Origin of the sequence: Paenibacillus sp. FSL H8-0168, from assembly GCF_038592955.1 — a bacterium.
Lineage (GTDB): Bacteria > Bacillota > Bacilli > Paenibacillales > Paenibacillaceae > Paenibacillus > Paenibacillus polymyxa_B.
Window position 1 is genome coordinate 5,460,864 of the sequence record NZ_CP151948.1, and the last position, 25,586, is coordinate 5,486,449.

General features: G+C 47.6%; 23 protein-coding genes and 1 riboswitch. Of the genes, 4 read left to right on the top strand and 19 right to left on the bottom strand.

All coding sequences use genetic code 11. The annotated features are described in order from the left end of the window. Positions 1–3: 3 nt before the first annotated feature. The 5 genes from MHI21_RS24205 to kduI all read right to left on the bottom strand — a co-directional run bounded on the left by MHI21_RS24205 (position 4) and on the right by kduI (position 5,002). Positions 4–1,155, bottom strand: coding sequence for a winged helix-turn-helix domain-containing protein (locus MHI21_RS24205; RefSeq protein WP_341162814.1), 1,152 nt, complete (start codon positions 1,153–1,155; stop codon positions 4–6). Continuing rightward, positions 1,136–2,374 carry an MFS transporter gene (locus MHI21_RS24210; RefSeq protein WP_103047280.1) on the bottom strand — a complete coding sequence of 413 codons (1,239 nt, stop codon included), beginning with the start codon at positions 2,372–2,374 and terminating at the stop codon, positions 1,136–1,138. The genes MHI21_RS24205 and MHI21_RS24210 overlap by 20 nt, the downstream gene beginning before the upstream one ends. A gap of 247 nt (positions 2,375–2,621) precedes the next feature. Further along, entirely contained in the window at positions 2,622–3,398 is a 777-nt protein-coding gene (gene kduD, locus MHI21_RS24215) for a 2-dehydro-3-deoxy-D-gluconate 5-dehydrogenase KduD (RefSeq protein WP_061831955.1), read from the bottom strand. Positions 3,399–3,447: 49 nt separating this feature from the next. Continuing rightward, on the bottom strand, positions 3,448–4,092 hold the full coding sequence (locus MHI21_RS24220) for a bifunctional 2-keto-4-hydroxyglutarate aldolase/2-keto-3-deoxy-6-phosphogluconate aldolase (protein ID WP_025683172.1): 645 nt from the start codon (positions 4,090–4,092) through the stop codon (positions 3,448–3,450). A 79-nt stretch (positions 4,093–4,171) separates the two neighbouring features. Then, on the bottom strand, positions 4,172–5,002 hold the full coding sequence (gene kduI / locus MHI21_RS24225; protein WP_061831956.1) for a 5-dehydro-4-deoxy-D-glucuronate isomerase: 831 nt from the start codon (positions 5,000–5,002) through the stop codon (positions 4,172–4,174). 340 nt (positions 5,003–5,342) lie between these two features. Between kduI and MHI21_RS24230 the strand changes: the two genes are divergently transcribed. Next, positions 5,343–6,299, top strand: coding sequence for a sugar kinase (locus tag MHI21_RS24230; protein ID WP_254349924.1), 957 nt, complete (start codon positions 5,343–5,345; stop codon positions 6,297–6,299). A gap of 181 nt (positions 6,300–6,480) precedes the next feature. Here the strand turns inward: MHI21_RS24230 and MHI21_RS24235 are convergent, their stop codons facing one another. After that, complete coding sequence (locus tag MHI21_RS24235; RefSeq protein ID WP_322158928.1) at positions 6,481–7,494, bottom strand: LacI family DNA-binding transcriptional regulator; 1,014 nt, start codon at positions 7,492–7,494, stop codon at positions 6,481–6,483. 257 nt (positions 7,495–7,751) lie between these two features. Beyond that, positions 7,752–9,161 carry an MATE family efflux transporter gene (locus MHI21_RS24240; protein ID WP_023990870.1) on the bottom strand — a complete coding sequence of 470 codons (1,410 nt, stop codon included), beginning with the start codon at positions 9,159–9,161 and terminating at the stop codon, positions 7,752–7,754. Positions 9,162–9,518: 357 nt separating this feature from the next. Here MHI21_RS24240 and MHI21_RS24245 point away from each other — a divergent pair, with 357 nt between their 5' ends. The 3 genes from MHI21_RS24245 to MHI21_RS24255 all read left to right on the top strand — a co-directional run bounded on the left by MHI21_RS24245 (position 9,519) and on the right by MHI21_RS24255 (position 12,966). Further along, on the top strand, positions 9,519–10,526 hold the full coding sequence (locus MHI21_RS24245) for an acryloyl-CoA reductase (protein WP_254349923.1): 1,008 nt from the start codon (positions 9,519–9,521) through the stop codon (positions 10,524–10,526). Positions 10,527–10,760: 234 nt separating this feature from the next. Further along, positions 10,761–11,321 (top strand): RNA polymerase sigma factor, encoded by a 561-nt coding sequence (locus tag MHI21_RS24250; protein WP_025721972.1) that lies wholly within the window; start codon positions 10,761–10,763, stop codon positions 11,319–11,321. Then, entirely contained in the window at positions 11,281–12,966 is a 1,686-nt protein-coding gene (locus MHI21_RS24255; protein ID WP_342419040.1) for a DUF4179 domain-containing protein, read from the top strand. Before MHI21_RS24250 ends, MHI21_RS24255 begins: the two co-directional genes overlap by 41 nt. 108 nt (positions 12,967–13,074) lie before the next feature. On the opposite strand, the gene MHI21_RS24260 is transcribed toward MHI21_RS24255, so the two are convergent. The 12 genes from MHI21_RS24260 to MHI21_RS24315 all read right to left on the bottom strand — a co-directional run bounded on the left by MHI21_RS24260 (position 13,075) and on the right by MHI21_RS24315 (position 25,586). After that, positions 13,075–13,899, bottom strand: coding sequence for a carbohydrate ABC transporter permease (locus tag MHI21_RS24260; RefSeq protein ID WP_023990874.1), 825 nt, complete (start codon positions 13,897–13,899; stop codon positions 13,075–13,077). Continuing rightward, positions 13,899–14,765 carry a sugar ABC transporter permease gene (locus MHI21_RS24265; RefSeq protein WP_053326352.1) on the bottom strand — a complete coding sequence of 289 codons (867 nt, stop codon included), beginning with the start codon at positions 14,763–14,765 and terminating at the stop codon, positions 13,899–13,901. Before MHI21_RS24265 ends, MHI21_RS24260 begins: the two co-directional genes overlap by 1 nt. A 16-nt stretch (positions 14,766–14,781) precedes the next feature. Next, positions 14,782–16,014 (bottom strand): extracellular solute-binding protein, encoded by a 1,233-nt coding sequence (locus MHI21_RS24270; protein ID WP_342420243.1) that lies wholly within the window; start codon positions 16,012–16,014, stop codon positions 14,782–14,784. A gap of 197 nt (positions 16,015–16,211) precedes the next feature. Beyond that, on the bottom strand, positions 16,212–16,979 hold the full coding sequence (locus MHI21_RS24275) for an ABC transporter permease (protein ID WP_342419041.1): 768 nt from the start codon (positions 16,977–16,979) through the stop codon (positions 16,212–16,214). Between the two features lie 12 nt (positions 16,980–16,991). Then, entirely contained in the window at positions 16,992–17,792 is an 801-nt protein-coding gene (locus tag MHI21_RS24280; protein WP_342419042.1) for an ABC transporter permease, read from the bottom strand. Then, entirely contained in the window at positions 17,789–18,517 is a 729-nt protein-coding gene (locus MHI21_RS24285; protein ID WP_342419043.1) for an ATP-binding cassette domain-containing protein, read from the bottom strand. Before MHI21_RS24285 ends, MHI21_RS24280 begins: the two co-directional genes overlap by 4 nt. 344 nt (positions 18,518–18,861) lie before the next feature. Further along, positions 18,862–20,937 (bottom strand): ABC-F type ribosomal protection protein, encoded by a 2,076-nt coding sequence (gene abc-f, locus MHI21_RS24290; RefSeq protein WP_342419044.1) that lies wholly within the window; start codon positions 20,935–20,937, stop codon positions 18,862–18,864. Positions 20,938–21,041: 104 nt separating this feature from the next. Further along, complete coding sequence (locus MHI21_RS24295) at positions 21,042–21,185, bottom strand: RAxF-45 family protein (RefSeq protein ID WP_179085895.1); 144 nt, start codon at positions 21,183–21,185, stop codon at positions 21,042–21,044. An 81-nt stretch (positions 21,186–21,266) separates the two neighbouring features. Then, positions 21,267–22,445 (bottom strand): MFS transporter, encoded by a 1,179-nt coding sequence (locus MHI21_RS24300; RefSeq protein WP_341162802.1) that lies wholly within the window; start codon positions 22,443–22,445, stop codon positions 21,267–21,269. Between the two features lie 69 nt (positions 22,446–22,514). Continuing rightward, a riboswitch (purine riboswitch) is annotated at positions 22,515–22,614 on the bottom strand. Between the two features lie 57 nt (positions 22,615–22,671). Further along, entirely contained in the window at positions 22,672–23,631 is a 960-nt protein-coding gene (locus MHI21_RS24305; RefSeq protein WP_341162801.1) for an alpha/beta fold hydrolase, read from the bottom strand. Positions 23,632–23,642: 11 nt separating this feature from the next. Further along, positions 23,643–24,692: a glycoside hydrolase family 130 protein gene (locus MHI21_RS24310; RefSeq protein WP_165177988.1), complete on the bottom strand. Its 1,050-nt coding sequence runs from the start codon at positions 24,690–24,692 to the stop codon at positions 23,643–23,645. 60 nt (positions 24,693–24,752) lie between these two features. Continuing rightward, the gene (locus MHI21_RS24315; protein WP_025721962.1) at positions 24,753–25,586 is read right to left on the bottom strand and encodes a carbohydrate ABC transporter permease; all 834 of its coding nucleotides are present in this window, start codon (positions 25,584–25,586) and stop codon (positions 24,753–24,755) included.

Here is a 25,586-nt window from a genome sequence, read left to right on the forward strand (position 1 = left end):
ACATCAGACGACAGAAAGTGTTTGCTCCAACCAGTGCCTTAGCGCCTGACGATGCAGTGTTAAACTGTTGTCCCGGTCAAGCCGATCATATTGAGCCGCATATTTCTCTTCCAGCGTGGGATAGGTGCCACAGAGCTTCAAAAAACCGCGGATTTGGCAGACCGCCTTGATTTTTAGCAATTCCTGTTTAGCCATATCAAGGGTGTCCAGCCCTTCATCCATGAGCCGCTCGGCGTTGTTCACATCTCCAGTACGTAAAAGCATAAGTCCGCGCATCATGCGATAACGGCCCAATTCACGCAAATACGGAGCCTCCGACAGCAAGCCTTCCAGACGATCAGACAGTTCCGCAGCCTTTTCCATATGATCGGAAACCAGATGCATGTACATCTCCATCAGTGCAACAGGCATCACAAATTTATCGAGATTATCCCGTTCCATTACCCTCAAGGTTAGTGGTAGACCTTCCTGTGCGCGTTCAGGTTCTCCATTTTCCACATAAGCCTCCAAGATGTTGAGAATGCGTAATTCCCGTTCCTGTTCACTGGACAGCAGCCTGCTGGAAAGCGCACACTCACATAGAGCAATCCCCTCGTCCGTTACCCCTGCTGTGCCCGTAAATAGCAGCAACATCCAATACAATCGGTCTACGGGGGCAAAGTCCTCCCGCTTCAAGAACCAAGCCACATCCGCCTGTACAAAATGGGTATACATTTGATAAAAGGCGGACATTTGAAAACCCATCTGCTCCTGCTGGGCAGCCAGCGCTACGATGGAATTTCCCTGCCCCAATAGCTGGTATTTCCGGAATAGTCCATGTACAGCGTCCTGCACCTCCTGATCGTGCAAGGACGGATGATTCTGTGGCTGCACGTCAGTCAAGGTCAAGCTGTAGCCATACCCTCTAACCGTATGAATACGGAGCCCATCCCATGACTTAAGTTTTTTGCGCAATCTGTAGATATGATCATCCACCGTACGTTCCACCGGATACTCCAGCGGCCACACACGATCCAGCAGTTGTTCCCGGGTGAACACCTGATTCCGGTTATCGTACAGAAAGCGCAACAGCGCAAATTCTTTAGCCAACAACATAACACGATCTGCATTACAGACCACACTGTAGCCATCTGCATCAAATTGTAGCCTGATCATCCACCTCGCCTCCGACATATCGTTTCTTGGCTGCACCCAGCCCTATAAACATAAGCAACACACTCAGACACAAGAGCAGCAGCAGCGGGATTGTCCAGCCTTGCGTCGCATCATGCAGATAACCGAACAGCGTCGGTCCTGTTGCTGCTAGCAAATAACCAAAGGATTGTGCCATACCAGACAGCTCTGCTGCCTGCTGCGGTGTCCGCGTCCGCAAATTAAAGAACATCATCACTAACGGGAAAGCAAAACCACCCGCTATACCGATACAAATGACCCAAATCACACTCCACTGTGTAGCCCCAAGCAGAAATCCACCCAAACCGATAAAATACAGCGCAGCCATAATTAGAACCAATACCCGCTGATCCTTCACCCGCGCTGCCCAAATAGGCACAATAAAAGTAAATGGCATTTGCGAAAACTGCAGCACGGACAGCATCCATCCCGCAGTCTCTGAATCCATTCCCTGTCCGCTCATCATTTCGGGAAACCAAGCGGCAGGAACATAGAACAAGGCAGATTGCAGCCCCATAAACAGCGTCACCTTCCAAGCCAAAGACGATGTATATACATTCACAGTTCGGGCAGACACTGCCGCTTTATTGGCTGTTTTGCGGGCCTTAAGGAGTTGGGGCACCCAGAGTAAAATACCTACGACACCCACAATCGCCCATATTCCCAAAGCACCTCGCCAGCCCATACCTCCATTCAAAGCCAGCGGTATACTCAGCCCGGATGCTGTTGCAGCGACCACGTTCATAGATACTGAGTATACGCCGGTCATCAGTCCGCTGTTGCGAGGAAACTCCTCTTTGATCAGACTGGGCAGCAACACATTACACACGGCAATAGCCAGTCCCAGCATGGCGGTCCCGACAAATAATGCGGTCACCCCCAGCGTTGAGCGCACCACAATACCTGCGGTCAATAGCAGCAAGGCTGCAAAAATAATAAGAGACGACCCGAAGCGGCGCGACAGTTTGGCTACAAAAGGCGACAACAGGGCAAAAGCCAGCAGCGGCAATGTCGTTAATAGGCCACTCAGTGTATTCGAAATATGCAAAGAATCCTTAATCAAACCGATAAGAGGTCCTACCGAGGTAATCGAGGCGCGCAGATTGGCACCTACCAAAATGATCCCTACGGCAAGCACCCAAGGACCGGCATGCCACAAAGATTTGTATACCAAAGCTCGTTGATGTTGCTGTGAACTCATCTCTCCATTCTCCAATCTATCTGTGTTATGCTCAAAGGCTCCAACCAAGTGTACGGCTGGAGCCTAGCAATTTTTATCTCATTAAATTATAAAGGCATTCGTGACATATGCATAGGACGGATCGATACAGCGCTCCAAGTCTTCAAGTTCAGCATATAGCTTCATTAAAAAAACAAAAGCTGCCTGAAAGGATAGTTTCCTTTTGAGGCAGCTTTCAGTTCATAAACTTCGATGCGACCAGCGCTGCTTAACGTACCAGCCAGCCGCCATCCACCGCCAAGATATGACCGTTCATGTAGTCGGAACCCTGACTGGCGAGGAAAACCACAACTCCCATCAAATCAGACGGATCGCCCCAACGACCCGCAGGAATACGCGACAAGATTTCTTGATTACGACTTTCATCCGCACGGATTGGAGCTGTATTTGCCGTAGCAATATAACCCGGCGCAATCGCATTAATCTGAACGTTATGAACTGCCAGCTCATTCGCAAATGCCTTGGTCAAACCAGCTACCGCATGCTTGCTCGCTGTATACGGTGGAACGAACTTGCCACCCTGAAAAGCAAGCATAGAAGCGACATTGATAATCTTCCCGCTTTTTTGCTCTACCATCACCTTTGCCACTTCCTGGCTCAGGTGATATACGGCATTCAGGTTAATCTCCATGACAGCGTCCCAATCCTCATCTTTATACTCCAGCAGAGGGGCGCGACGAATCGTACCTGCATTGTTTACAAGGATATCAATTTTACCGAATTCATTGACGCATTCTTCTACAATTTTTTTAATGGATTCTTTCTCTGTCAGATCAGCCTGATAAAAGGCAACCTTCACACCCGTTGGCTCCAGCAAACGTCTTGTTTCTTCATATTCATCATTGTTAGCTACAATGAACAGATTTGCACCTGCTTTGGCCAAAGCTACGGAATATCCTTGACCCAAACCAGTGTTGCCTCCTGTTACAATCGCCGTTTTACCTTTTAGACTGAAAAAATCCAATGAAAAATTGTCCAGACCCATGCCTACGCCTCCATCACAAATTAGTATAAAAACCTATAATTCCTGAAGCCTATAGCGCTGCGCGTACTTCCTTATATTTAGCTACATAACGTGCTGCATTTTCTGTGATCAAGTCGTAGCGACCTTCCTTGGCTGGAGCCGTCAAATTACCCCCAATTCCCACGGCTACACATCCGTTACGCAGCCAGGTTTCCATATTGTCCAGATCAACGCCACCAGTTGGCATAATCTGTACATGAGGCATTGGACCTCTGACAGCCTTCACAAAGTCCGCCCCCATTGCACTGCCTGGGAACAACTTCACGACATCGCTACCCAATTTCATGGCTTCCTTGATCTCATTCAGCGTCATACAGCCGGGCATATAAGGAATCGCGTACAAATTGCATAGCTTCGCTGTTTCTTCTTCAAAAGAAGGACTCACGACAAACTCTGCTCCGGCTAGAATAGCAATTCTTGCCGTCAGTGACTCCAGTACCGTTCCTGCACCAATCACTGCCCGATCCTTAAATTCGTCTCTCAATCTTCGAATGACCTGATCCGCATCCGGCGTCGTAAACGTAAGCTCAATATTATCCAAGCCGCCTTCAATGCAGGCTTTAGACATTAGATATGCTTCCTCCGCCGTGTTTCCCCGAATGACTGCGACGACACCTACTGAAGTGATATGTTCCAAAACTTTCTTTTTCGTCATGTTCCTGATCCTTTCCACGAATGGGATGACCATGTACCCTCAGCCACTTGCAGGTTCACGCCCCAATACACTAATTGGATTAACGCAACTCGCTCATGGCAACCTGGTCCATGTCTTTGTATGTTTTATTTTCACCGGCCATGCCCCAAATGAAGGTATAGCTACCCGTAGCCGCACCGCAGTGGATAGACCAAGGTGGAGAAATAACGGCTTCATCATTTTTCATCACCAGATGGCGCGTTTCGTTCGGTTCACCCATCAGGTGGAACATTCTCGCATTCTCATCCAGTTCAAAGTAGAAATACACTTCCATACGACGGTCATGAACATGTGTCGGCATGGAGTTCCACACACTGCCGTTCTCCAACGTCGTCATCCCCATAACCAATTGGCAACTTTGAATGCCTTCATCATGGATAAAGCGACGCAACGTACGGTTGTTGGCTGTTTCCTGCGAACCCAGACTTTCAGACGGTACATCGGCAAAAGACTGCTTCGTCGTCGGATACGTGGTATGAGCCAGGGCCGAAACGATATAAAATTTCGCAGGCTTTTCACTGGAATCGCTTTCAAAGATCAACTCCTTGCCCCCTCTGCCTACATAGAGACAGTCTTTTGTGGCCAGCTCGTAAGTTTCACCGTCCACCTTGACCGTACCGCTGCCGCCGACATTAAAAATGCCCAGTTCGCGGCGCTCCAGGAAAGTTTCTGCTTTGATTTGATCGTTACCTTCCAGCGCAACAGATTTATTCACGGGATAAATGCCCCCGATAATGACACGATCTTCATGCGTATAGACCAGCTTTACCTCCTCAGGTACAAACAGTTCCTGGATCAAATAGTGCTGACGCAACTCTTCAGTCGTAAAATGCTTGGCATGTTCGGGATGAGTTGAATAACGCATTTCCATAAAAACATTCCTCCTGTTTAGATAAACTTTTTTATCAACGGAATTGTTATAAAAGCGGTTTCTAACTCTACTTCTTAGCTAGAATTGTAATAATTATCTAAGAGGGTGTCAACCCAAAACTTCACCATTCCTAGAAAAACCCTTAGTACATACGAAGTTTCACACACTTTTTACCTTTTGATAAACAAAACCACATTTTTTTATCTGTATTACCTAAAAAGTTTTTAGCCAATATATCAACTTCATCATTGTGAAAAACCGATTTATGTGATAATTTCAATTTATTCAGTTGGTGCATGCGCTTACAGATTAAGTTTACTAAACATAAGGAGGAATACAAATGACCGCAACATTGGATGCTGTTACCTTCGGAGAACCGATGGCCATGTTTTATGCCAATGAAGCAGGCTCTCTGGATGAGGTGCGTTCATTCACCAAAGCGTTGGCCGGGGCAGAGACGAATGTTTCAGCCGGTTTGGCGCGTTTGGGTCTACGGGCGGGACTCGTGACTAAACTCGGCGAGGATACGTTCGGCAAATTCATTGCCAGTGCGCTACGTCAGGAAGGGATCGACACACAGAACGTCATGTTTACCAAAGACCACTCTACCGGGATGCTGATTAAATCCAAAGTTACAAGTGGGGACCCCGAGGTGGAATATTTCCGCAAACATTCCGCCGCTTCTACATTAAGCATCGCTGATTTTAACGAGGCTTACTTTTCCGGAGCTCGCCATCTGCATTTTACAGGTATTTCTGTCGCCCTCTCCCCTGAGTGCCGTGATTTCGCACGTCATGCGCGGCAATTTATGAAAAAGGCTGGCAAAACCGTATCCTTTGATCCGAACCTCAGACCTAAGTTATGGCCTGACACGAAAACGATGGTGGAGGCGATTAATGAGGCATCTGAGGGGTGCGACTGGCTTCTACCCGGCATTCATGAAGGTAAAATATTAACAGGCTACACCTCACCGGAGGATATAGCTTCGTTCTACCTCGATCGCGGCACCTCGCTGGTCATCATCAAGCTGGGAACCGAAGGCGCATATTACAAATCCGCAGATGCTGAGGGATACGTCAAACGCTTCCGCGTAGAGCATGTCGTGGATACCGTCGGTGCCGGTGACGGATTTGCCGCAGGCGTTATCAGCGCGCTGCTGGAGGGCTTGCCCCTGGCAGAAGCAGTCAAACGCGGGAATGCCCTCGGCGCACTGGCCGTCATGTCAGCCGGAGATATGGACGGCTATCCGACACGAGCCGAGCTGGAATCCTTTTTGCTCAGTGCCAGCACGAATTAGTCCGGGTTTATTCCCCGCATAACCTTCACCGCTATAAGCGCAAGCTCAACAAGGCCGAATCCAAAGTCAGCCTTAACTTCCAATAGCCCGTATTCGCGTTTGTACGATCTGAGCAGCATACGCATACTCAGATCGTACAAAGGAATACGGGCTATTTTTCTAATATATGACACATTGCTCGTTACAGCGTTTTGACGGATTCTCCCCGATTGATATCCGGCACAAATCGGTAAATAATCGGAACCGATTCGCCGCCTTCCTCAATGCTGGACAGCAGTGTTTTTGCCGCCTGCTTCCCCATATCCGCAATCGGTTGTGTAATGGTCGTAATCGGCGGATTGTAAATATGGGCAAACTCCGCATCGTCAATCCCGATAATGGACAGCTCTGCCGGAATACGTATACGGCGGGCATTCACATACTTCAACACCTCAGCCAACACGATATCATTCCCGGCCAACAGCGCAGTCGGCGGCTCCGGTAGTTGGAACAGCTCCTTCAGCGTCTGCTGGATTTCTTCTCTCGGCACACTGTGCATATATTCTTCACGAGATGGCAAGCCATGCTCCTCCAGCGCCTTTTTGTATCCGCTGAGCCGTTCCACTCGTGGAGTAATCCGATTCAAGCCAAGGGGCAAAGTAATCAGCGCAATTCGCTCATGCTTGTGAGCCACAAGTTCCTGAATCGCCAGCTTAATCGCCATTTCGTTATCCAGTAGCAGGCTGCGCGTATTTACCCCATCTACCAAACGGTCCAAAAATACTAACGGATACTTTTCACGAATGAGTTGGTTGTAAATATCTGCATGCTTGCCTGTCGGGAAGATGATCAGGCCGTCCACCTGCCGAGCCTTGAGCATCTCAATATACTGGCTCTCCTTGTCTGGATTTTCATCGGCGTTGCAAATGATCACCTGAATGCCAAAACGCTGCAATTCCTCCTCAATCGCACGGATAGACTGGATCGAAAGGGTATAGTCAATGTTGGCTACAATGACCCCCACCATAAACGTCCGGTTTTGCTTCAAGCTGCGGGCCAGCCCGTTAGGCTGATAGTTCAGCTCTTGAATAACCTCGGCAATCCGGTCTCTGGTCTGGTCGCTCATATATTTATATCGTTTGTTCAGAAATTGCGAGACAGTGCTTTTAGACACTCCTGCTTTCTGGGCAACATCTTCAATCGTCGGCTTCTTCATCGGTACACTCCTTGTCTTTCATGTACTGCGTTAGTGCAACAAAAGTATATCTTTTTTTTAGTAAATTTACCATACTTCTATTTATGAATGCCATTATGATATAAGTCGAACTTCAAAGTTGCCTATCGTGCCCCCGTGTAGAAGTATGGTTCTTCAGCAGCAAAAAGAGGCAGTTCAAGATGTTCTCTTGAACTGCCTCCGCGTACACAACTCTATCGAAAAGCTAGGCTCCAGCTGGCCCTAAATGCTGCTCGACATCAATGTGCCGGAACGGGCGTTGCAGACTGATCTGGTGTATCGTGCTCGACCAGCGCATGCTTTTCCCATAACCGGCTTTTCCAGCGGGCATACATGATGACAGCACGAGTCCATTCATCAGCAGCAATCGCCAGCCACACGCCGGCGAGCCCCATGTCCAGCTTGAACACAAGCAGATAACCAAGCGGCAAGCTCATGCAAACCATGGAGATCAGACCCATAAAGACCGGGAACTTTGCATCTCCAGCAGCACGCAACGAGTTAATAATGACGATATTCGTGGTCCGACCAGTTTCTAGCAGAATGCTAAGTAAAATGACCTGCGCTCCCAAACGAATAATTTCAGGGTTTTCCGTGAACAAACCAAGCAAGGGAACACGGAAAAAGATGACCACCGCATCAATAATCACGGTCACGAGCAACGCCCATTTCACACTGGTCAGTACACGTTTATAGGCAGTATCCTTCTGTCTGGCTCCCACGAGTCTTCCTACCACAATAGCCGTACCCATACCGACTGCCATACTGAACAAGTAAATATAGCTTGAAATATTATTCGCATATTGACGTGTCGCCATTGCTTCTGCGCCCAGATAAGTCACGTACAGTGTGAAGATGAGCTGACACGACTGATACATAATGGACTCCAGCGCGGATGGTACACCAATACGCAATATTTTAGAGATGAACTTTTTGGACAATTGGACGTAATATTTCCACTCAACACGAACCTCAGTGACCCGGTACATCAGCCAGAAGAAGATCAGGAGACAAATAAAGCGGCTACCTACTGTAGAAATAGCAGCACCCTCTACTCCAAGTGCAGGCATTCCCCAATGCCCAAAAATCAAAACATAGTTGCCGACCACGTGGATCACGTTCATAAAAACCGATACATACATTGTTTCTTTGGTAAAACCATGTGTACGAATAGTCGCCGCCAGCGCATTAATCAATGCTTGAAGAAAAATGGCACCTCCGACGATGCTCATATAAGACTCCGCGTAAGCCAGAATCTCACCCTGGACATTCAGCCATTGCAACATGTGCGTACCAAATACGAGAAAAATTACGCTAAGCAAAAGACCTACCATCAAATTCAACGTAATGGCCGTACCTGTAACCTGGGCCGCTTCGACTAGTTTCTTAGAACCGATATATTGAGCTACGACGATAGCAGCGCCGTTGCCGATAACCTCCAGTACAAGGATAGCAATTGAAATAATTTGATTGGACGCGCCCACACCCGACACCGCATTATCAGATACAGAACTGATCATGAATGTGTCGACGCTCCCCATTAGCATAAACAGAAACAATTCAAGGAAAATAGGCCATGTTAAACGGAACAAATTCAGTTCCTTAGCTTCGGACAATACCGAACCTTTTTTTAGTGCTCTGGTTGTCATTCATTCACCTTTCTTCATAGATTTATTTAACGATCAAAAGGTATGTTAGCACAGTCATTCTGAAAATACATCCCGTTTACGTAAAATGATTTGCAAAATGCGTAAGAATTCATTTATCACCCTCTTTATAATTGATTATCGAACTTTATTGAAACAGGATATTGCAAGAATATATCAGTAGTCTGGTCTTTTCGACGCAATTATGAGCTAAAGAGTATAATAGAATACGAGCCTGTGAGCATTGCCGCTGACAGGTTGTGAAGATTGTTGTATGCTTCCTAAGCATAATTTGTGAATTAAATATGGAATATATAGGACATTCATAGAGTTAAAAGGTAATAAAGGAGGCTTTTACAGATGACTCAATCATTTCAAGCTCTTGTCGTCGATCAGACACAGGACGGTGAAGTTCAAGCAGAGGTACGTTCTCTGGAAGCTAGCAGTTTACCTGCTGGAGAAGTATTGATTCGTGTCGCTTATTCCAGCATCAATTATAAAGATGGGCTTGCTGCCCGCAAGGATGGCAATATTGTCAAAGCCTATCCGTTCGTACCAGGCATAGATTGCTCGGGAACCGTCGTCTCTTCGGAGGACAGCCGCTTTAGCGAAGGACAAGCGGTGCTCGTTACCGGATATGGGCTGGGTGTGTCTCAATTCGGGGGATTCAGCCAATATGCACGTGTGCCTGCGGACTGGGTGGTTCCACTTCCGAACGGACTCACGCCGAGAGAGGCAATGATTTTCGGGACAGCCGGATTCACCGCAGCCCTGTCGTTATATCGACTGGAACAAAACGGCGTTACTCCCGAGCAGGGCAAGGTACTCGTCACCGGAGCGACGGGCGGCGTAGGCGGGGCAGCCATTGCCTTGCTGAACAAGAGAGGCTACCATGTCGTAGCCAGCAGTGGCAAGGCCGATGCGCTCGATTACCTCAAGGCGCTCGGAGCAGCCGAGGTTATTTCCCGCGAGGAGGTCTACGACGGTGCGGAGAGCATCCGCCCGCTGGGCAAGCAGCTTTGGCAAGCGGCTGTTGATCCTGTAGGCGGAAAGCCGCTCGCTTCGCTGCTCAGCCAGATCGCCTACAACGGCTCCGTTGCCGTGAGCGGCCTGACGGCAGGCACCAAGCTGCCTACGACGGTGCTGCCGTTTATTTTGCGCGGCGTAAGTCTGCTGGGCATAGACTCTGTCTTCTGCCCATACGACACTCGCGTAGCGATCTGGAAGCGGCTCGGCAGCGAATGGAAGCCGGAACAGCTGGAGCAGCTCGTTGAGCGCGAAGTCGGATTGGCTGACCTGCCAAGCGCGCTCGAAGACATCCTTGCAGCTCGCTCACAAGGAAGAACGCTAGTACGACTGGTTGACTAAGCGGAGTAGGTCCGCAAGCTATCCATTGACGGTTTTCGCGTGAAGAAGTGTCATCCCTTAGGGTCTAGCTTAGGAACATGTAAGAAGCCTGTAAATCTGCAGTTTTGAGATTTACAGGCTTCTTTTTTTGTGTGGTACATTTGAAGCAGACGGTTTACTTTTCGCAACCAAATGAACCTTTTGAGAACCTCAGTTGTTATATAGATAAACTGCACGAGAAAGGAGAGCACATCATTGGAGAGCAATCGAGAGTTGTTTGATTTGTATCAACGAGATGTATACCGAACCTGCTACTACATGGTACATAATGCATCGGATGCAGAGGATTTAACGCAGGAAGTGTTTATCATCCTGTTTCGCAGCAATCGTGAACAGATCGAACAACTAAAAGCTTGGATTATGAAGATTACGGTCAATCATTGTCTGAATTACCTTAAACGCCAGAAAAGCCTGCATTTGAAGGTATCGGCTAATCCCTATCTATTTAGCGGGGCGGAAGGTAAACCTGTAGACAGGCTGGTGGAAGAACGCGAATCGGCAGAGGAATGGGCCGTTTATATGAATCGCCTTCCGGCCAAAATCCGCGCTGTGCTGACACTCCGCTATATGCATGATTTCACGCTGGCGGAAATATCCAAACTGCTAGAAATTCCGCTAGGAACCGTCAAATCGAGGACTCACAAAGGACTAAAGTTATTGGAGCAAATATTGCGGGATGCAGGGGTACAAATTCCCGAGATGGAAGGAGAGAACTATGAACAACATAGAAAAGGCATTGAAGCGCAAGTTAAATGATGATTCGGAAATGGCCTATCCTGACTTCGGTGAGATGTGGAACCGGATGGAACAGACAGGACATACTGCCCCTACGCTAACCGACACTTCCGATTCATTCACTCCCCACCGACACAGAAACTGGCGCAAAATAGCTATTGCCGCCTCTCTAAGCGCACTTCTGGTTGCAGTTCCTGTCTATGCCGCCATCCACTACAACTGGGACAATCTGCTACGCGGAAGAAGTGGCATCCAGACAGCATTAAATCAAGACCTTGGACAGCCCTTGGAGCAATCCGTAACCAGAGACGGAGTGAAGCTGACGCTACATACCGCTATTGTCGATGAGAACCGGACCGTGATTCTGTACAGCTTGGAGGTCGGAAAACGAGCAGAAAACGAGTTTTGGAATGTCAAAGGCGTATCGCTAAAAAGTGCCGCGGGGGAAAGCAGTGCAGGGGAATATAACTTTCAGCAATGGGACCCGAAAAATCAACGGTACAACGGGTACTTTGAAAGTGATTGGACACCGCAGCAAGAAACAGAGAACGTGCGGCTGAACGTAGATCATATTGAGCTCACCAGCGTTCAAGAACTGGAATTGCCGCTCGATATCACATCGTCTCAGATGCAGACGTTCAAGCTGGATCGTAATGGCTTACAAGATATGAAAGTGCAGGTATTTGAACAAGGGAAGGATAAGCTGATGCTGTCCTCGGCAATTACCTTCGATTCGTCGATACCCAAGAGATGGGATAATCCGCAAATTGTTGCTTACAGAGGCGGCGAGCCAGTGATGTCGCAGCCTGGAGGGGCTTTTGGCAAACCCGGAGATAACGGGGAGTATACCGCACAACAATATTTTACTAAAGCAGATATACCGGAAGGACAGACTGCTTTCAAACTGCAATATGCACAAACTGAGAAAAGTATACATGAACCCATAAACTTTGATCTGCAGCTAAGCAAGAAGAAAATGGAAAGTGGGACGATTAAAAGCGTGCTGAACACTCCATTGGAGAACGGCAATCCGAATTTTACGCTAGAACAAATGATTGTCACACCTACACAAATCCGTGTCACAATCAGAAGCGAAAAGAAATTCGCCATGTTACCTTATCAAAAGTACTTTCTTTCTGTGAACGGCACAACATTAGAAGGTAGTCGTTGGTCTTCACCTGATCAGGAACACGATCTGAACACAATCCGTTTTGAACGGCCGTCCAATCTTGTGATTACCAAGGATAGTCCTATTACTTTTACAGGCAAATACAAGGTTACGACCCATTCGGACGACAAAACGCCACAGCGTTTAACTGATATTTCTGAGCAAAAGCAGACGCTAACGACGCAAATCGGTGGCTATCCTGTGAAGTGGACCTACTACAAACAGGGATCAGACTTATTCGTAGAAACCGAAAGCGAGGACGCTCACTTTGGAGGGATTAACCAGACACATATTGGCCTGGATAAAGAACGGATTATCGGCAAGCCGATCACAGCCAATTTCGCCGGAGATGGCAATAACAAGGCAGTGGATGTCTACAAGAACTTCAAAGGGAAGGAAGCTTCTATCTATATGTTCTACTATACAACGGACGACCCGGAAGCAGAGACAACCGTACCCTTACAGCCTCTGACAAGCAACAGCAAAGCATCCAAATAGCAATGCTATAAAAAGAGGGTCCTCTATACCTGTGTGAACTGCGGTATAGGGAACCCCTTTTTATTTTCCTAGGAAAGCACAGTCTGCCTGAAACGATTGACTCACGCCCTACTTCACAGAACCTTGCGTAACGCCATTGATAATCCATTTTTGTGCAATCAGATAGACAATAATCATCGGCAGCAAGGCCATTAGATACGAGGCAAAGGCCAAATTAAAGTCGGTATTGAACTGCCCCTGGAACACATACTGAACGAGCGGTAGCGTATATTGCTCTGCATCGCTAATAATAATGAGCGGCAGCAGGAAGTCGTTATAGGTGGACAGACAAGTGAGAATTCCCACCGTAGCACTAATCGGCGCCATCAGCGGGAATATAATGCGCCAAAAAGTACCCCATGTCGTCGCACCATCTACCGTGGCCGCCTCTTCCAATGCCACCGGAATGGAGCGAATATAACCAACATACACGAAAACATTAAACGCCAAACCATACACCGTATGCAGCATAATGAGACCCAACAGATTAGTCATATGAAGGCCCGAGGCCAGTTTTACAATCGGCAGCATGATGATCGGGAAGGGTATAAACATGGCGCTCACAAAGTAAAAATATAATCCCTTAAAAAAGCGTCGCTGCATATTACGGGCAATCGCATAAGCGACCATCGAATTGGTTAGCAAAGTCAATATGACCGTCGATGTCGTGACCATCACACTGTTCTGAAAAGCGCTGAAGAAGTTGGTCATTTCTACTGCACGACTAAAATTTTCCCAATGCAGCTCGGTCGGAAAGGCAAAGGCGGAATGCGCCATCTGTTCGGGATTTTTAAGTGCTATCGTTACCGTCATATAGAGGGGAAACAGGATAAATATTGTCCCCAACGCTACCAGAAGCAGCACAGGCCAGTTGGTACGTCTGCTTGTTTTCATCAGTTATCCATCTCCCTTCTCTGGAGGAATCGCAGCTGTAAGATGGAAATGATCGCGATCACAATAAAGTAAATAACAGAGTTAGCCGACTGATAAGCAAATTCTCCGCCTCTAAATCCCCCGGTGTATATCAGGTGGGAAATCGACTGGGTGGCTCGTCCCGGCCCGCCATTCGTCAAAGCCACGATTTGATCGAACACCATCAGGGAATTTTTCATCGCCAATACCATATTAATCGTGAAAAACGGTGCAATTAACGGAAAGGTAATGCTCCAGAATTCGCGCCATTTACCCGCACCGTCCAGGTTGGACGCCTCATACAGACTTGTCGGAATGGTTTGCAGCCCGGCCAGATAGAGAATCGTATTAAAGGCAATCCCCTGCCATACAGCTACGATGACAACCCCCACCCAAGCCAGTTGTTCGCTGCCCAAAATGTTCGTCGACAATGAGGTAATACCTAAATTTTGCCCCCAAATCGTAAACACGTTCGAGAATAAGTAATTGAATATGTAACCCACGATTAGCACGCTCAAAATATTAGGCAGAAAATAAATACCGCGGAAAAAGTTACGAAACCGTATTTTAGCATTCAGCCCTAGCGCAATCAGCAAACTAAGGATATTAGTCGCAATGGTAACCACAATCGCAAATTTGAAAGTAAACCAGTATGCGTTCCCCACATTGTCGTCCTGAAACAAATTAATATAGTTCTTAAACCCGACAAAGTGATACTGATGACCAAAGCCATTCCAGTTCGTAAGCGAATAATAAAAGCCCTGCAAGGCAGGCAAGGTCAAAAACACAAAAAACAATAGCACCGCCGGCACCGTCATCCAGTAAAAAGTCGTTAGTCGCTTATTCATGTCTCCTCCTCCTCTCCTATCGGCGGTTAGCTACCTTATCCCATTCTCGGTCCAGCTTGGCCAGATAAGCGTCGATGTCTCTGTTTTGCAGGAAGGCCTGCACAATCGAATTCAATTGGACCGCCTTGGGAATATAGTGATCGGCAAAATCAACGACGCGACCCGATTTAAAATACGGCAACAGCTCTGCCACACTCGGATCATCCTGCGTGACTCCCTTCACCGCCGAAAACAGCGTTTGCTCTGTAATGTATTGCTTGCTGTTCTCCGGCTTCAACAAGAAGGCAATGAACTCCTCGGCTTCCTTTTTATGCGGAGTGCTCTCCGATACGGCTAATAGCGTATCTATACCGGACACCAGTTTGACCGCCTTTTCGTCATTCCCTGTTGGTAATGGGAAAAAACCAAGCTCCACTTTCGGGTTAGCTTTGCGAATTTCAGATATGGCCCACGAGCCCTGAATGTACATCAATCCCTGCCCGTTAGCGAAGGCACGATTACCGTCGGCATAGTTTTTGCCAAAATTATCGCCATGTCCGTATTTCAATAGCTCCAGCTGCTTTTCAGCAACCTCGCGGTACTTGTCCTGAAAGGTGACCTGATTTTCACGCCGTTGCAGGAAAAAATCAATGCCCACCAGATTCGGGCCCAGCGCATTAAAGGGGAGGTTCGTTTGCCAATCATCTTTATATGTAAAATAGAACGGGATTTTTCCAGCAGCCTTGATCTTTTGCGCCGTTGCAATCAGCTCATCCCACGTTTTGGGTACCCGTAATCCCATTTCCTTAAAAAGCGTTTTGTTATACATCACACCATTCGCATTCGCAGCATAAGGAATTCCATACACGGGATCGACCCCGGTTACATCCTTAAGCATTTTGAGGTAAATCGGGTCAATCGTACGTGGCAATTCTGTATTCGCCAGGTCCGTAAAAATACCACTTTGTGCCAAAATGGAGTAGGTATCGGTGGCCCCAAGCCCTACAATGTCAGGTACATCGTTTTTGACAACCCGGGTCAATAACACAGTCTCTGCCTCTGGCGGGTTGACCTGTGTCACTTCAATACCGGGATGTTCCTGATTGAATTGAGAGATTAGCTTATCGAATGAACCCTTGGCCTCCGGCTTGTTTTGAAAAAATTCAATTTTCACCTTACCCGAAGCATCGTCCTTGTTGCATGCGCTTACAAAAAAAGCCAATAAAAGGATCGCCGCCAGTGTAGACAGCTTTTTGACCCAACACCACATGCTCATACCTCCTTTTCCCCTATGTCAATCTATGCGGGACTAGACAATTAATACCCGTCCCTTATGGAAAAGAAACGATACTGCTACAACAATCTGATAACAGGAGGAACCAATGTTAAAAAAGATCCAATTGACCCTCAAACGGTCGGTTGGATCTTTCTTTTACTTTTATGATGTTCAGGTTACAAGTCTTATTTCTAAACAATCTTTTTTTCCCATCGTGTAAAACTAATAATGATACTTACCAGAATCAATCCACCTGCACACATCCAAAAATTAAAAGAACTGTCTACTCTTAAAGCAAGCATTATTTGCTGAAATGGGTCCATTAACATAATGAGGGGCCTAAACAACTCAAAGAGAAATACGGATAAGATAAGAATCACTATATAAGCAAACAGTGGCCGTGACATGAACAAACATACAGCGCTACTCAACATGAGCTTTACCAAGCAAACCAGCGTTAATACCAAATAAAACGAAAGTATGTAGGGTACGGCATCTGATGGGGAAGAGGCGACGGATGAACCATATTTAAAAAAAGTAGAGCTGTGTGGGAAAAACAACCATCCAGCGAATACACCTATAAGCAAGCTTGTCCCCATAAAAATGGCCGTTGAGGCTGATAGTGCGAGCAACTTGGCAAGCCAAAAATGAAAACGTCGATACGGTCGTAGCATATATAGCCTATATGCTCCAGAATAGAGATCGCCGCTTAACTGATCCACGTACAGAATGGGCAGGATTGCTGTAACTAGAAATAAGGCAACCTCACTCATCATCAGCCACGGCAGGTTCAGATTATTTACGACCACAGTTCCTTCACCAAAACGTAAGACCTTCGTACCCGTTACTTTATGGCTCCATATAATTGCAACCACGATGAATATATAGGTTATATATAATAAGAGAGTGGATTTGCGATTCCAAATTCGTTCCATTTCACTTCGCCAGATTGCCAGCATGAGGAAATCCCCCTAATACAGATAATCATCAGTCACAAAACGGCGGTATGCGCCCCAAGTAAACAAGATAAGATATAGACTAACAACGGTGATAATCGCCCCATTCACAGACGAATTGCCCATTAAGGACCTATCTAATCCTGTATGCTGCATATATGGAATAATCATAAATGCGATCACATTGTATAGGTATGGGATATGAGAAACAAAAGAGGCCAGTTTTAAATATAATGAATCAAACAACAGAGAGCCCAGATTGTATACCATACAAACACCGATGGCATACGTTACACTTTTGCTATACATAGCGACGAAACAATAGAAGGAGCTTATTGCCAATAATGAGGCAAGCGCCCAACCATAGTATTTAAGCATCTGCAGTCCTTGAGATTCGGACAACCCCGCATCACTTACATCATATGAAAGAGTCCATACTTCAACGATCACCTGCGATGATACTGCAAATACAATGAGAAGAAACAAAATAGTAGCATTTAAAACCAGCAGCTTACTCCAGAAAATTTGCCCGCGGGTAAATCGGCGCATAAATAACAACCGCAGTTGCCCGCTTCGAAATTCCTCTGTGTATACAGCAGCCGCTAAAGCAGCTACAGCTATGTTGCATACTAAAAACAAATTCTCACGTAGACCAGTAACGACAAAGTTTAAAGATAATACCTCAACAGGAACCTTCATCGTGCGCAAAAAATATACTCCTGTCGAACAAGCGAGCAGCGGCGTACATAACACCATGAGCCAGAACCACTTTCGTCTCCATAAGCGATCGAACTCACTGTATATTAATGATTTCATAGTCCCATCAATCCCATGAAAGCATCCTCTAGCCGTTGGCCGTCCTCTACTAGTTGATCAGCAGGTCCCTGCCAAACTAGCCTGCCCTCTTTGATAACAATGAGTTCGTCACACATCTGTTGCAGTTCATCCAACAGATGACTGGAGATAAAAAAGGCATAATTCGCTGAATCACGTAGCTGAAGCACGATATCTCTCAGCTCCCGCATTCCCATAGGATCGAGACCATTGGAAGGCTCATCAAGCAACAATAGCTCAGGGTTACCCAACATAGATTGGGCTATACCAAGCCGTTGTTTCATCCCCAGCGAATAGGTTTTGACCTTATCATCCCCACGATTTTCCAGCCCCACCCGTTCCAACAATTCTTTAATATGTATCTCCCGATCTGAGGGCGCAATCTCAGAGTGTAACCGTGACAAATTGCGCAAAACCTGTCTGCCTGTCATATAATCAAAAAAGACTGGAGATTCAATAATAGCCCCCACCTTGGACAGCGCCTTTTCCCGATCCGTCTGTACATCGTATGAAGCTATCTTTACAGAGCCGCTGGTTGGCTGCATTAATCCGGTCATGATTCGCATCATTGTGGTTTTGCCAGCTCCATTAGGTCCGATGAATCCATATATCTTCCCTTTCTGAAGCTTAAAGGAAACACGGTCTAACAAATACCTTTTCCCCATTTTCTTCGTTACCTGACTGACCTCCAGTAAGAAGTCCGACATACTATTCCCTCCATCCATAACAAATCACAACATGTTCCAACGCGTGCATTTGATATGTAAAATCATGATGGATAACATAAACTTCTTTTAACAATGACTCATATTATTTATTCAATTTAAAAAGTATCACATGTTGCGAAATGCAAACAACTCTCTTTATATGTAAAATATAATAACAATAATACATCAATACCATTTATCTTAATTAATGGTCATTAATTTTCGTGATGATATTTTTGTCTTTACACTGCAAAAAAAGGTAGCCCTTCAGTAAACGATCTACCTCAGGGCTACCCTCTATATAAAATAAACTGTTTTCTATCCAGTAACTACTAGCCTGTCACCTACTCCAGTTCAACCCACTCGCCGAGCAACGTGTCCAGCTCGGCTTGCAGCCGCTCACGCGCATCCCACAGCTCCGCCATGTGGATCGTGTCGCCGTTTGTGCCGAGCAGCTCCAGCTCGGCATCCGCTGTCGCCAATTCTGCTTCTTTGGCCGCGATGGCCCGCTCCAACCGCTCGCTGGATGCAGCGGGCGTACGTGATGGCTTCGCAGCCTTCGCTCCGCGTGCCCCAGACCCGGCAGCGGGCGAGCCCAAGCGATTTGAGCGTGTACGGCTCGCATCGGCTCCCGCAGTCGCTCCCGTATGCGCAGCCGGCCCCGTGCCATTGCTCGCTGCACCGGAATGTGCAACTGAGCCCGAGCCTGAGCCGCCACCGGATGCGGCTCTGCTTGCAGATGTCGGGCGCGTCCCGGTACCCCCCTCGCTCTGTAGACGAGCGTTTTCCATCTCCCGCTTCTTCGCTCGGTACTCATCAAAGCTGCCCAGATAAAAGGTCAGCTTTCCAGCCTCCAGCTCCCACACGCGCCCTGCCAGCTTATTCACAAAGTAGCGGTCATGTGAAATCGCCAGCACCGTTCCCGTGTAGGTGTCTAACGCTTCCTCCAGCGCCTCGCGTGAGTCAATGTCCAGATGGTTCGTCGGCTCATCCAGCACCAACAAATTTGGCTTTTTCATGACCAGCAACGCCAGCCGCAAGCGGGACCATTCGCCACCGGACAGCATACTCACGGGCTTAAACACATCAGCACCGTAAAACAAATACTTCGCTAGCAACCCGCGTGCCTCGCCTTCTTCCACCCCTGCTTCCTCCTTGAAGTAAGCAAGCACAGTCGCCCGGCTATTCCGTTCTCTCTCTTGCTGCGCCAAATATCCATACTCCACACGCGCACCCCACTGGACCGTGCCTGCATCCGCGCTTTCCTGACCAAGCAGCAGCTTGAGCAGTGTCGTTTTGCCTGAACCGTTATCGCCCAGCAAGGCCACCTTTTCACCGAATTCCAGGCTGCCCGTTGCCCCGTTTAATATCTGTCGCTCTCCATAGGCTTTAACAATTTCTTCAAACTGCAGTACCCGGCGACCGGAACGATCCTCCAGCTTTAGGTGAAATTCCGCCCCCTGCGGGTCCAATACAGGCCGCTTCACCAGTTCCATGCGCTCCAACGCCTTACGAATGGAGGCTGCTTTTTTGAAAAACTTTTCGTTGTCGCCATTGCGACCCCACTCTTCAAAACGCCGAATGGCCTCTTTCATCTTTTTGATCCGCTTTTGCTGTTCCTTATAATCTTCAAATTGTAGTAGCAATCGTTCTTCCTTTTCTTTAACATAGCCGCTGTAGTTCGTATAATACGTAAACGCCTCGCCATCCTCAAGCTCAATCATTTTAACGGCGACCCGATCCAGAAAATAACGATCATGGGATACAACCACACACGCACCTGTATAGCCCTGCAAAAATTGCTCCAGCCATTCCAGCCCTTTCAAATCCAGATGGTTGGTCGGCTCATCCAGCAGCAGCAAATCCGGTCGTCCGATGAGTTGTGATGCCAGCGCTATTTTTGTTTTCTCTCCACCCGACAGCGAGCCGAAGCTGCGCGTATACATACCTTTGGGGATACGCAACCCATCCGCTACCTGGTCAATGTTTGCATCCATTTCATAGCCGCCATTGCGTTCAAACCGTTCCTGCAAGGCAGCATACGATTGCAGTAGCTTCTCCAGAAGGCTCGCATCCGCTGCCACAACCGGATCTGACATTTCCCGTTCCAGTGTGGTCATCTGATTGCGGCAATCCTTCAGCTCACGATAGGCGTAAGCCAGCGTTTCGTACACGGTGAAGCTCTCAAACTCCGCCGGAATTTGCGGTAAATAGCCGATTTTCGTATCCTTGGCGATGACGAGCTGCCCTTCATCCGGGCGGGACAAACGTGCGATTAGGCGTAATAGGGTGGTTTTACCGCTTCCGTTGCGGCCGATGAGCCCCACCTTTTCTCCCGTATGGATATCAAACGATGCACCATCCAAAATCAGATTGGCAGCGTGGTATTTTTTCAATTGTTGACCGTTTACTATATACATGTTCAGGCTCTCCTTTATTTAGGAAGACCCTTACCCAGGTAACACAAAAAAGAGCCGCAGGAGCAACCCCGCGACTCTTCGGAAGATACAGAAATCCGTTCGAGTTAAGGTAGGCGTCTTCTCGCGATGTTTACAACCGTATGATTAAAATTGGACAGACTTCTCCCGTTGGATGGAAAAGCATGAACAATGCCAGCCATAGCAATCGGCAGCTGGCTAATACGGTTGTTCAGCATCTCGTGATTCACCTACCTCACCTCCTTCTTCATAATTGTGTGTTAGTATAACATGTTTGCTCGTATTATGAAAGAGGACGATGGTCCAGCGAATTATGAAACAGAGTGGTGTCCTCTGACAGCCTGCGAAGTCCCGGCTCTGGTAATCGAAAATACGCCGCAGACAAAAGCAACAATCACAAATGCCCCACCTACCCAAGCGTTCGTGGCAACAGATTCACTATTCTCAATCACTACTCCTCCCAAGGCAGAACCGAGAGCGATCCCGACCTGGAGCGCGGAGAAATTAAAGCTTTGCTGAATACTACCCGATTCGGGTGCATGTTCAATAAGATAACTTTGCATCGGGGGCGACAAGGCCCAACTCAGTATGCCCCAGATAATCAGTAGTGGCGCAAATACATAAATCGAGTGAATTGAGAATGGCAGCAAGAACATCACGGCGATAAACACGCCTACGACGACTAGAATACTTTTCGCTGTGCCGAACCGATCTGCCAAAGAGCCGCCAATAAAACCACCGCTCACTGCCGCCATCCCAAAGACAAAATAGGCCACACTAACCCAAGAAGCGTTCAAGCCCATCATATTTTCTAAAAACGGAGTGAAATACGCATATAACGTGTAATGGCCCGCCAGTGTCAGCGTGGTTACCAAATGAGCACTGATGACTTTAACATTTTTTAAGGATTTCAACTGATCACGCATAGGTACAACATGTTCTGTCGGAATCCGCTCCATAAACAAGTTGATAACGATCATAGCAACGACCGTCAACAAAGCAATGATCAGGAAAAGCACCCGCCAGCCAAACGCATTTCCAATCAGCACCCCGGCTGGAATACCTAGAACGATGGAGGAGCTAACCCCCATGGAGATGACACCAAGGACACGGGCCTGATAAGCCTTGGACACCACTTTGACTGCAATGGTCAGTGACAATGTCACGATCAGCGACCCGCTTGCAGCGGTAATGATACGAGATACAAACAAGACTGCATAATTCGGACTCCAGAAGGCCAGCAGACTTCCCAGAATAAAGATAAACATCGACCACAGGTACAGTCGTTTTCGTTCAATTTTGGCTGTCAACGCCAACAAAGTTGGCCCAGCAATAGCATACACGAGCGCATAGATCATGATAAGCTGTCCTGCCGTGCTTACGGAGACATTCAAATCCTGTGCAATTTGGGGTAGCACGCCACCGATAATCAGCTCCACCAGCCCCACCGTAAAGGTCGCAATCGTTAAAATAACTACTTTGAAGTTCATTACATTAGCTCCTTTGCTGTCATGTAAATTCCCTCGTATTACGCAAAAAAATCCTGACCACAAGAAATGTACAAGACGTACACTTTTTGTAATCAGGATTTATCGGTTCCTGGTAGAGACCCTCAAACCATATTATTGAGGTTATACAAATGGGGCATTCATTTATTACGCATTCACGAAGGTTATAGCTATTACTATAAAGGAGCCTGTGGCTAAGTTCAACCCCCTACAGCCGCAAAAATTCGCTCATAGCACGATCCGACAGATAAGGTAGGTACTCATGACCGTATTCGTGATACAGGAGTATTTCCTTGTCTGATACGATTTTATTGTACACCGCAAACTGCGTGGAAGGCGGACAGATGATGTCCGACAGTCCTGTCACAAACAACACACGACCACGAATACGATCTGCCAAATGTTGAATATCGATGTAGCCTAGTCGGTGAAAGAGCTCCTCCTCGCGCAGATGGTTCGGATCAAACCAACGAAAATAATAAACCAGTTCTTCATATGCAGATGTAGTGGCATCCAGCATCCAGGCTCTTTTATAGTCCGACAGAAACGGATATACCGGAACTGCCATACGGACACGCGGCTCCAATGCAGCGCAGGCAACCGTCAGGGCCCCTCCCTGGGAGCAGCCAAATGCGCCGATCCGTTCAGGGTCGACCTGCTCCATAGACATCAGAATGCGCACCGTCTGCACGGTATCCAAAAATACATTGCGGTAATACAACCGATCCGGGTCCGGGTCGTCAATCCCTCGGATGATATGGCCGCGTACCGTCGTTCCCTGAACCTGCAAATTGTCCTCGGACAGCCCACCTTGCCCCCGGCAATCCATGGCCAGCACAGTGAATCCGTGTGCCGCATAGCTTACCTTGTCGAACCAGTCGCCACTGTCGCAGGAATATCCATGAAACAAGGCCAAAGCTGGCCCTTGTTCCGTAAGGTGCTTGGGACGAGCCAGCTTCCCATGAACCTTTGCTCCGCCCACTCCAGTAAAATATAGATGGTAACACTCCACCATCGGAGAGACAAAATCAGCAGGCTCCAGTGTATAATCAAGCGGCTGCCGCTCCATCTCCTGTAATGCCCGTTCCCAGTATGCGTCAAAATCCGGCGGCTTCGGGTTACTCCCCATATACGACTGCAATTGCTGTAAAGACATATCCTCCGGCATTCAAGTTCCTCCTACATCCGACCTGACTCACGGTCGTCTGCGACCACTTCATCCGTTGCGATGACATACTTCATAATGTCAGACACTGTCGTGTATGCAATACCTACATACGTGTCAGCGGCTCCATAATAAATCGCAATCCGCCCGGTGTCCGCATCATGCAGCGTAGCACACGGGAACACCACATTCGGCACAAAACCCCGTTCTTCGTACCATTCCTCCGGGGTCAGCACGAAATTCGAGGAACGATATTTAACTTTAGACGGATCATCCAGGTCAAGAACGGCTACGCCCATACTGTATACCAGCCCATTGCACGTGCCTGTCACCCCGTGGTAGAACATCAGCCAGCCCTCTGTCGTCTCAATCGGAGCCGGTCCGCCGCCAATCTTTACCGATTGCCACCAGCCCTGTCCGCCCTTGCTCATGACATGACGGTGCTTGCCCCAATAGACCAAGTCAGGACTTTCACTCAGAAAAATGTCGCCAAACGGTGTATGTCCGCTGTCGCTCGGACGGGATAGCAACATAAAGTTTCCGTTTAGCTTGCGGGGCAACAGCACACCATTGCGATTAAACGGCAGGAACGGATTTTCCAATCGTACAAAGCTTTTAAAATCCTTCGTTTGTGCTATTCCCAACGCTGCACCGTAAAAATCTGTGCACCAGATGATATAATACGTATCCTCCACGCGGACCAGACGCGGATCGTAAGCATAATTAGGCTGGTAATCGCTTCCTTCCTCATCGACCAAATGCAGACGTTCTGTCTCAATGTCCCAAGCCAACCCGTCGTCACTCCAGCCTAGATGCAAATGCGGACGTCCATTAATCGTTTCAGCCCGGAATACCCCTACAAACCGTCCCTCATACGGAGCTACTGCACTGTTGAAAATACGGGCAATGCCCGGCACCGGATTCCGCCCAATGACCGGATTCTCACTATGCCTCCACACCGGAGCCTCGCTACCTTCCGGCTTATCCTGCCACGGCATTTTCGACAGACTTTCTCCCACAATTCGTACGTTACCTACATCCAAATCCACATTCAATTTACTCATACGTATATTCTCCTCTCACCGAGATACTTGATCTCATCATTTTTCTATTTCGCCGTTATTCTATTTCACCGAACCCTGCGCGAATCCGTTATAGATATATTTTTGTAATGATAAAAACGCAATCAGCGTCGGAATAATGGCAATGATAATGCCCGCGCTAATGACTTCCCATTGCGAGCCATATGGCCCTTTAAACTTGAATAGCGCCGTCGATATGACCTGAAGGCTTGTTTTGGGCATATACAGGAACGGGGTGTAAAAGTCGTTGTAAATATTAACGCCCTTGATAATGATCACCGTCACAATGGCAGGCTTCAGCAGGGGCAAGATAATGCGCCAGTAGATCGTCAGATAGGAGGCCCCGTCCAGCATGGCTGATTCATCCAGCGCCACCGCAATGGAATCCAGAAATTGCAGAAAAATATACACCGCAATAATATCCGTTCCCAAATACAGCAAGATCGCCGCCCAAGGCGTGTTAAACAACTCCAGCTTGTTGATAATTTGGAATGTCGATACCTGTGTCGTCACCCCCGGAATGAGCGTGGCGAGCAAGAACGCACCCAGCATGAGACTTTTGCCCTTAAATTTAAAACGGTTCAAAATATACGCGATCATGGAACCGGTCAACGTAGCTCCGATGATCGAAATCAACAGGATAAAAGCTGTGTTCACAAATCCGGTCAGCATATTTCCGTTAATAAAGGCTTTGGTATAGTTAGCCCAATTCAGCCAGTTTACGGGGGGAGTCAGAGGACTGGTTGCCGCATATTCAGCCTTCGTCTTCAAAGATGCAAACAAAATGACGACAATCGGCAGCAGTGCAATGAACGCACCTAGTAGAAGCGCGGCATACTTGATGCTGCTACCCAGTATTCTTTTCAGCTTATACAT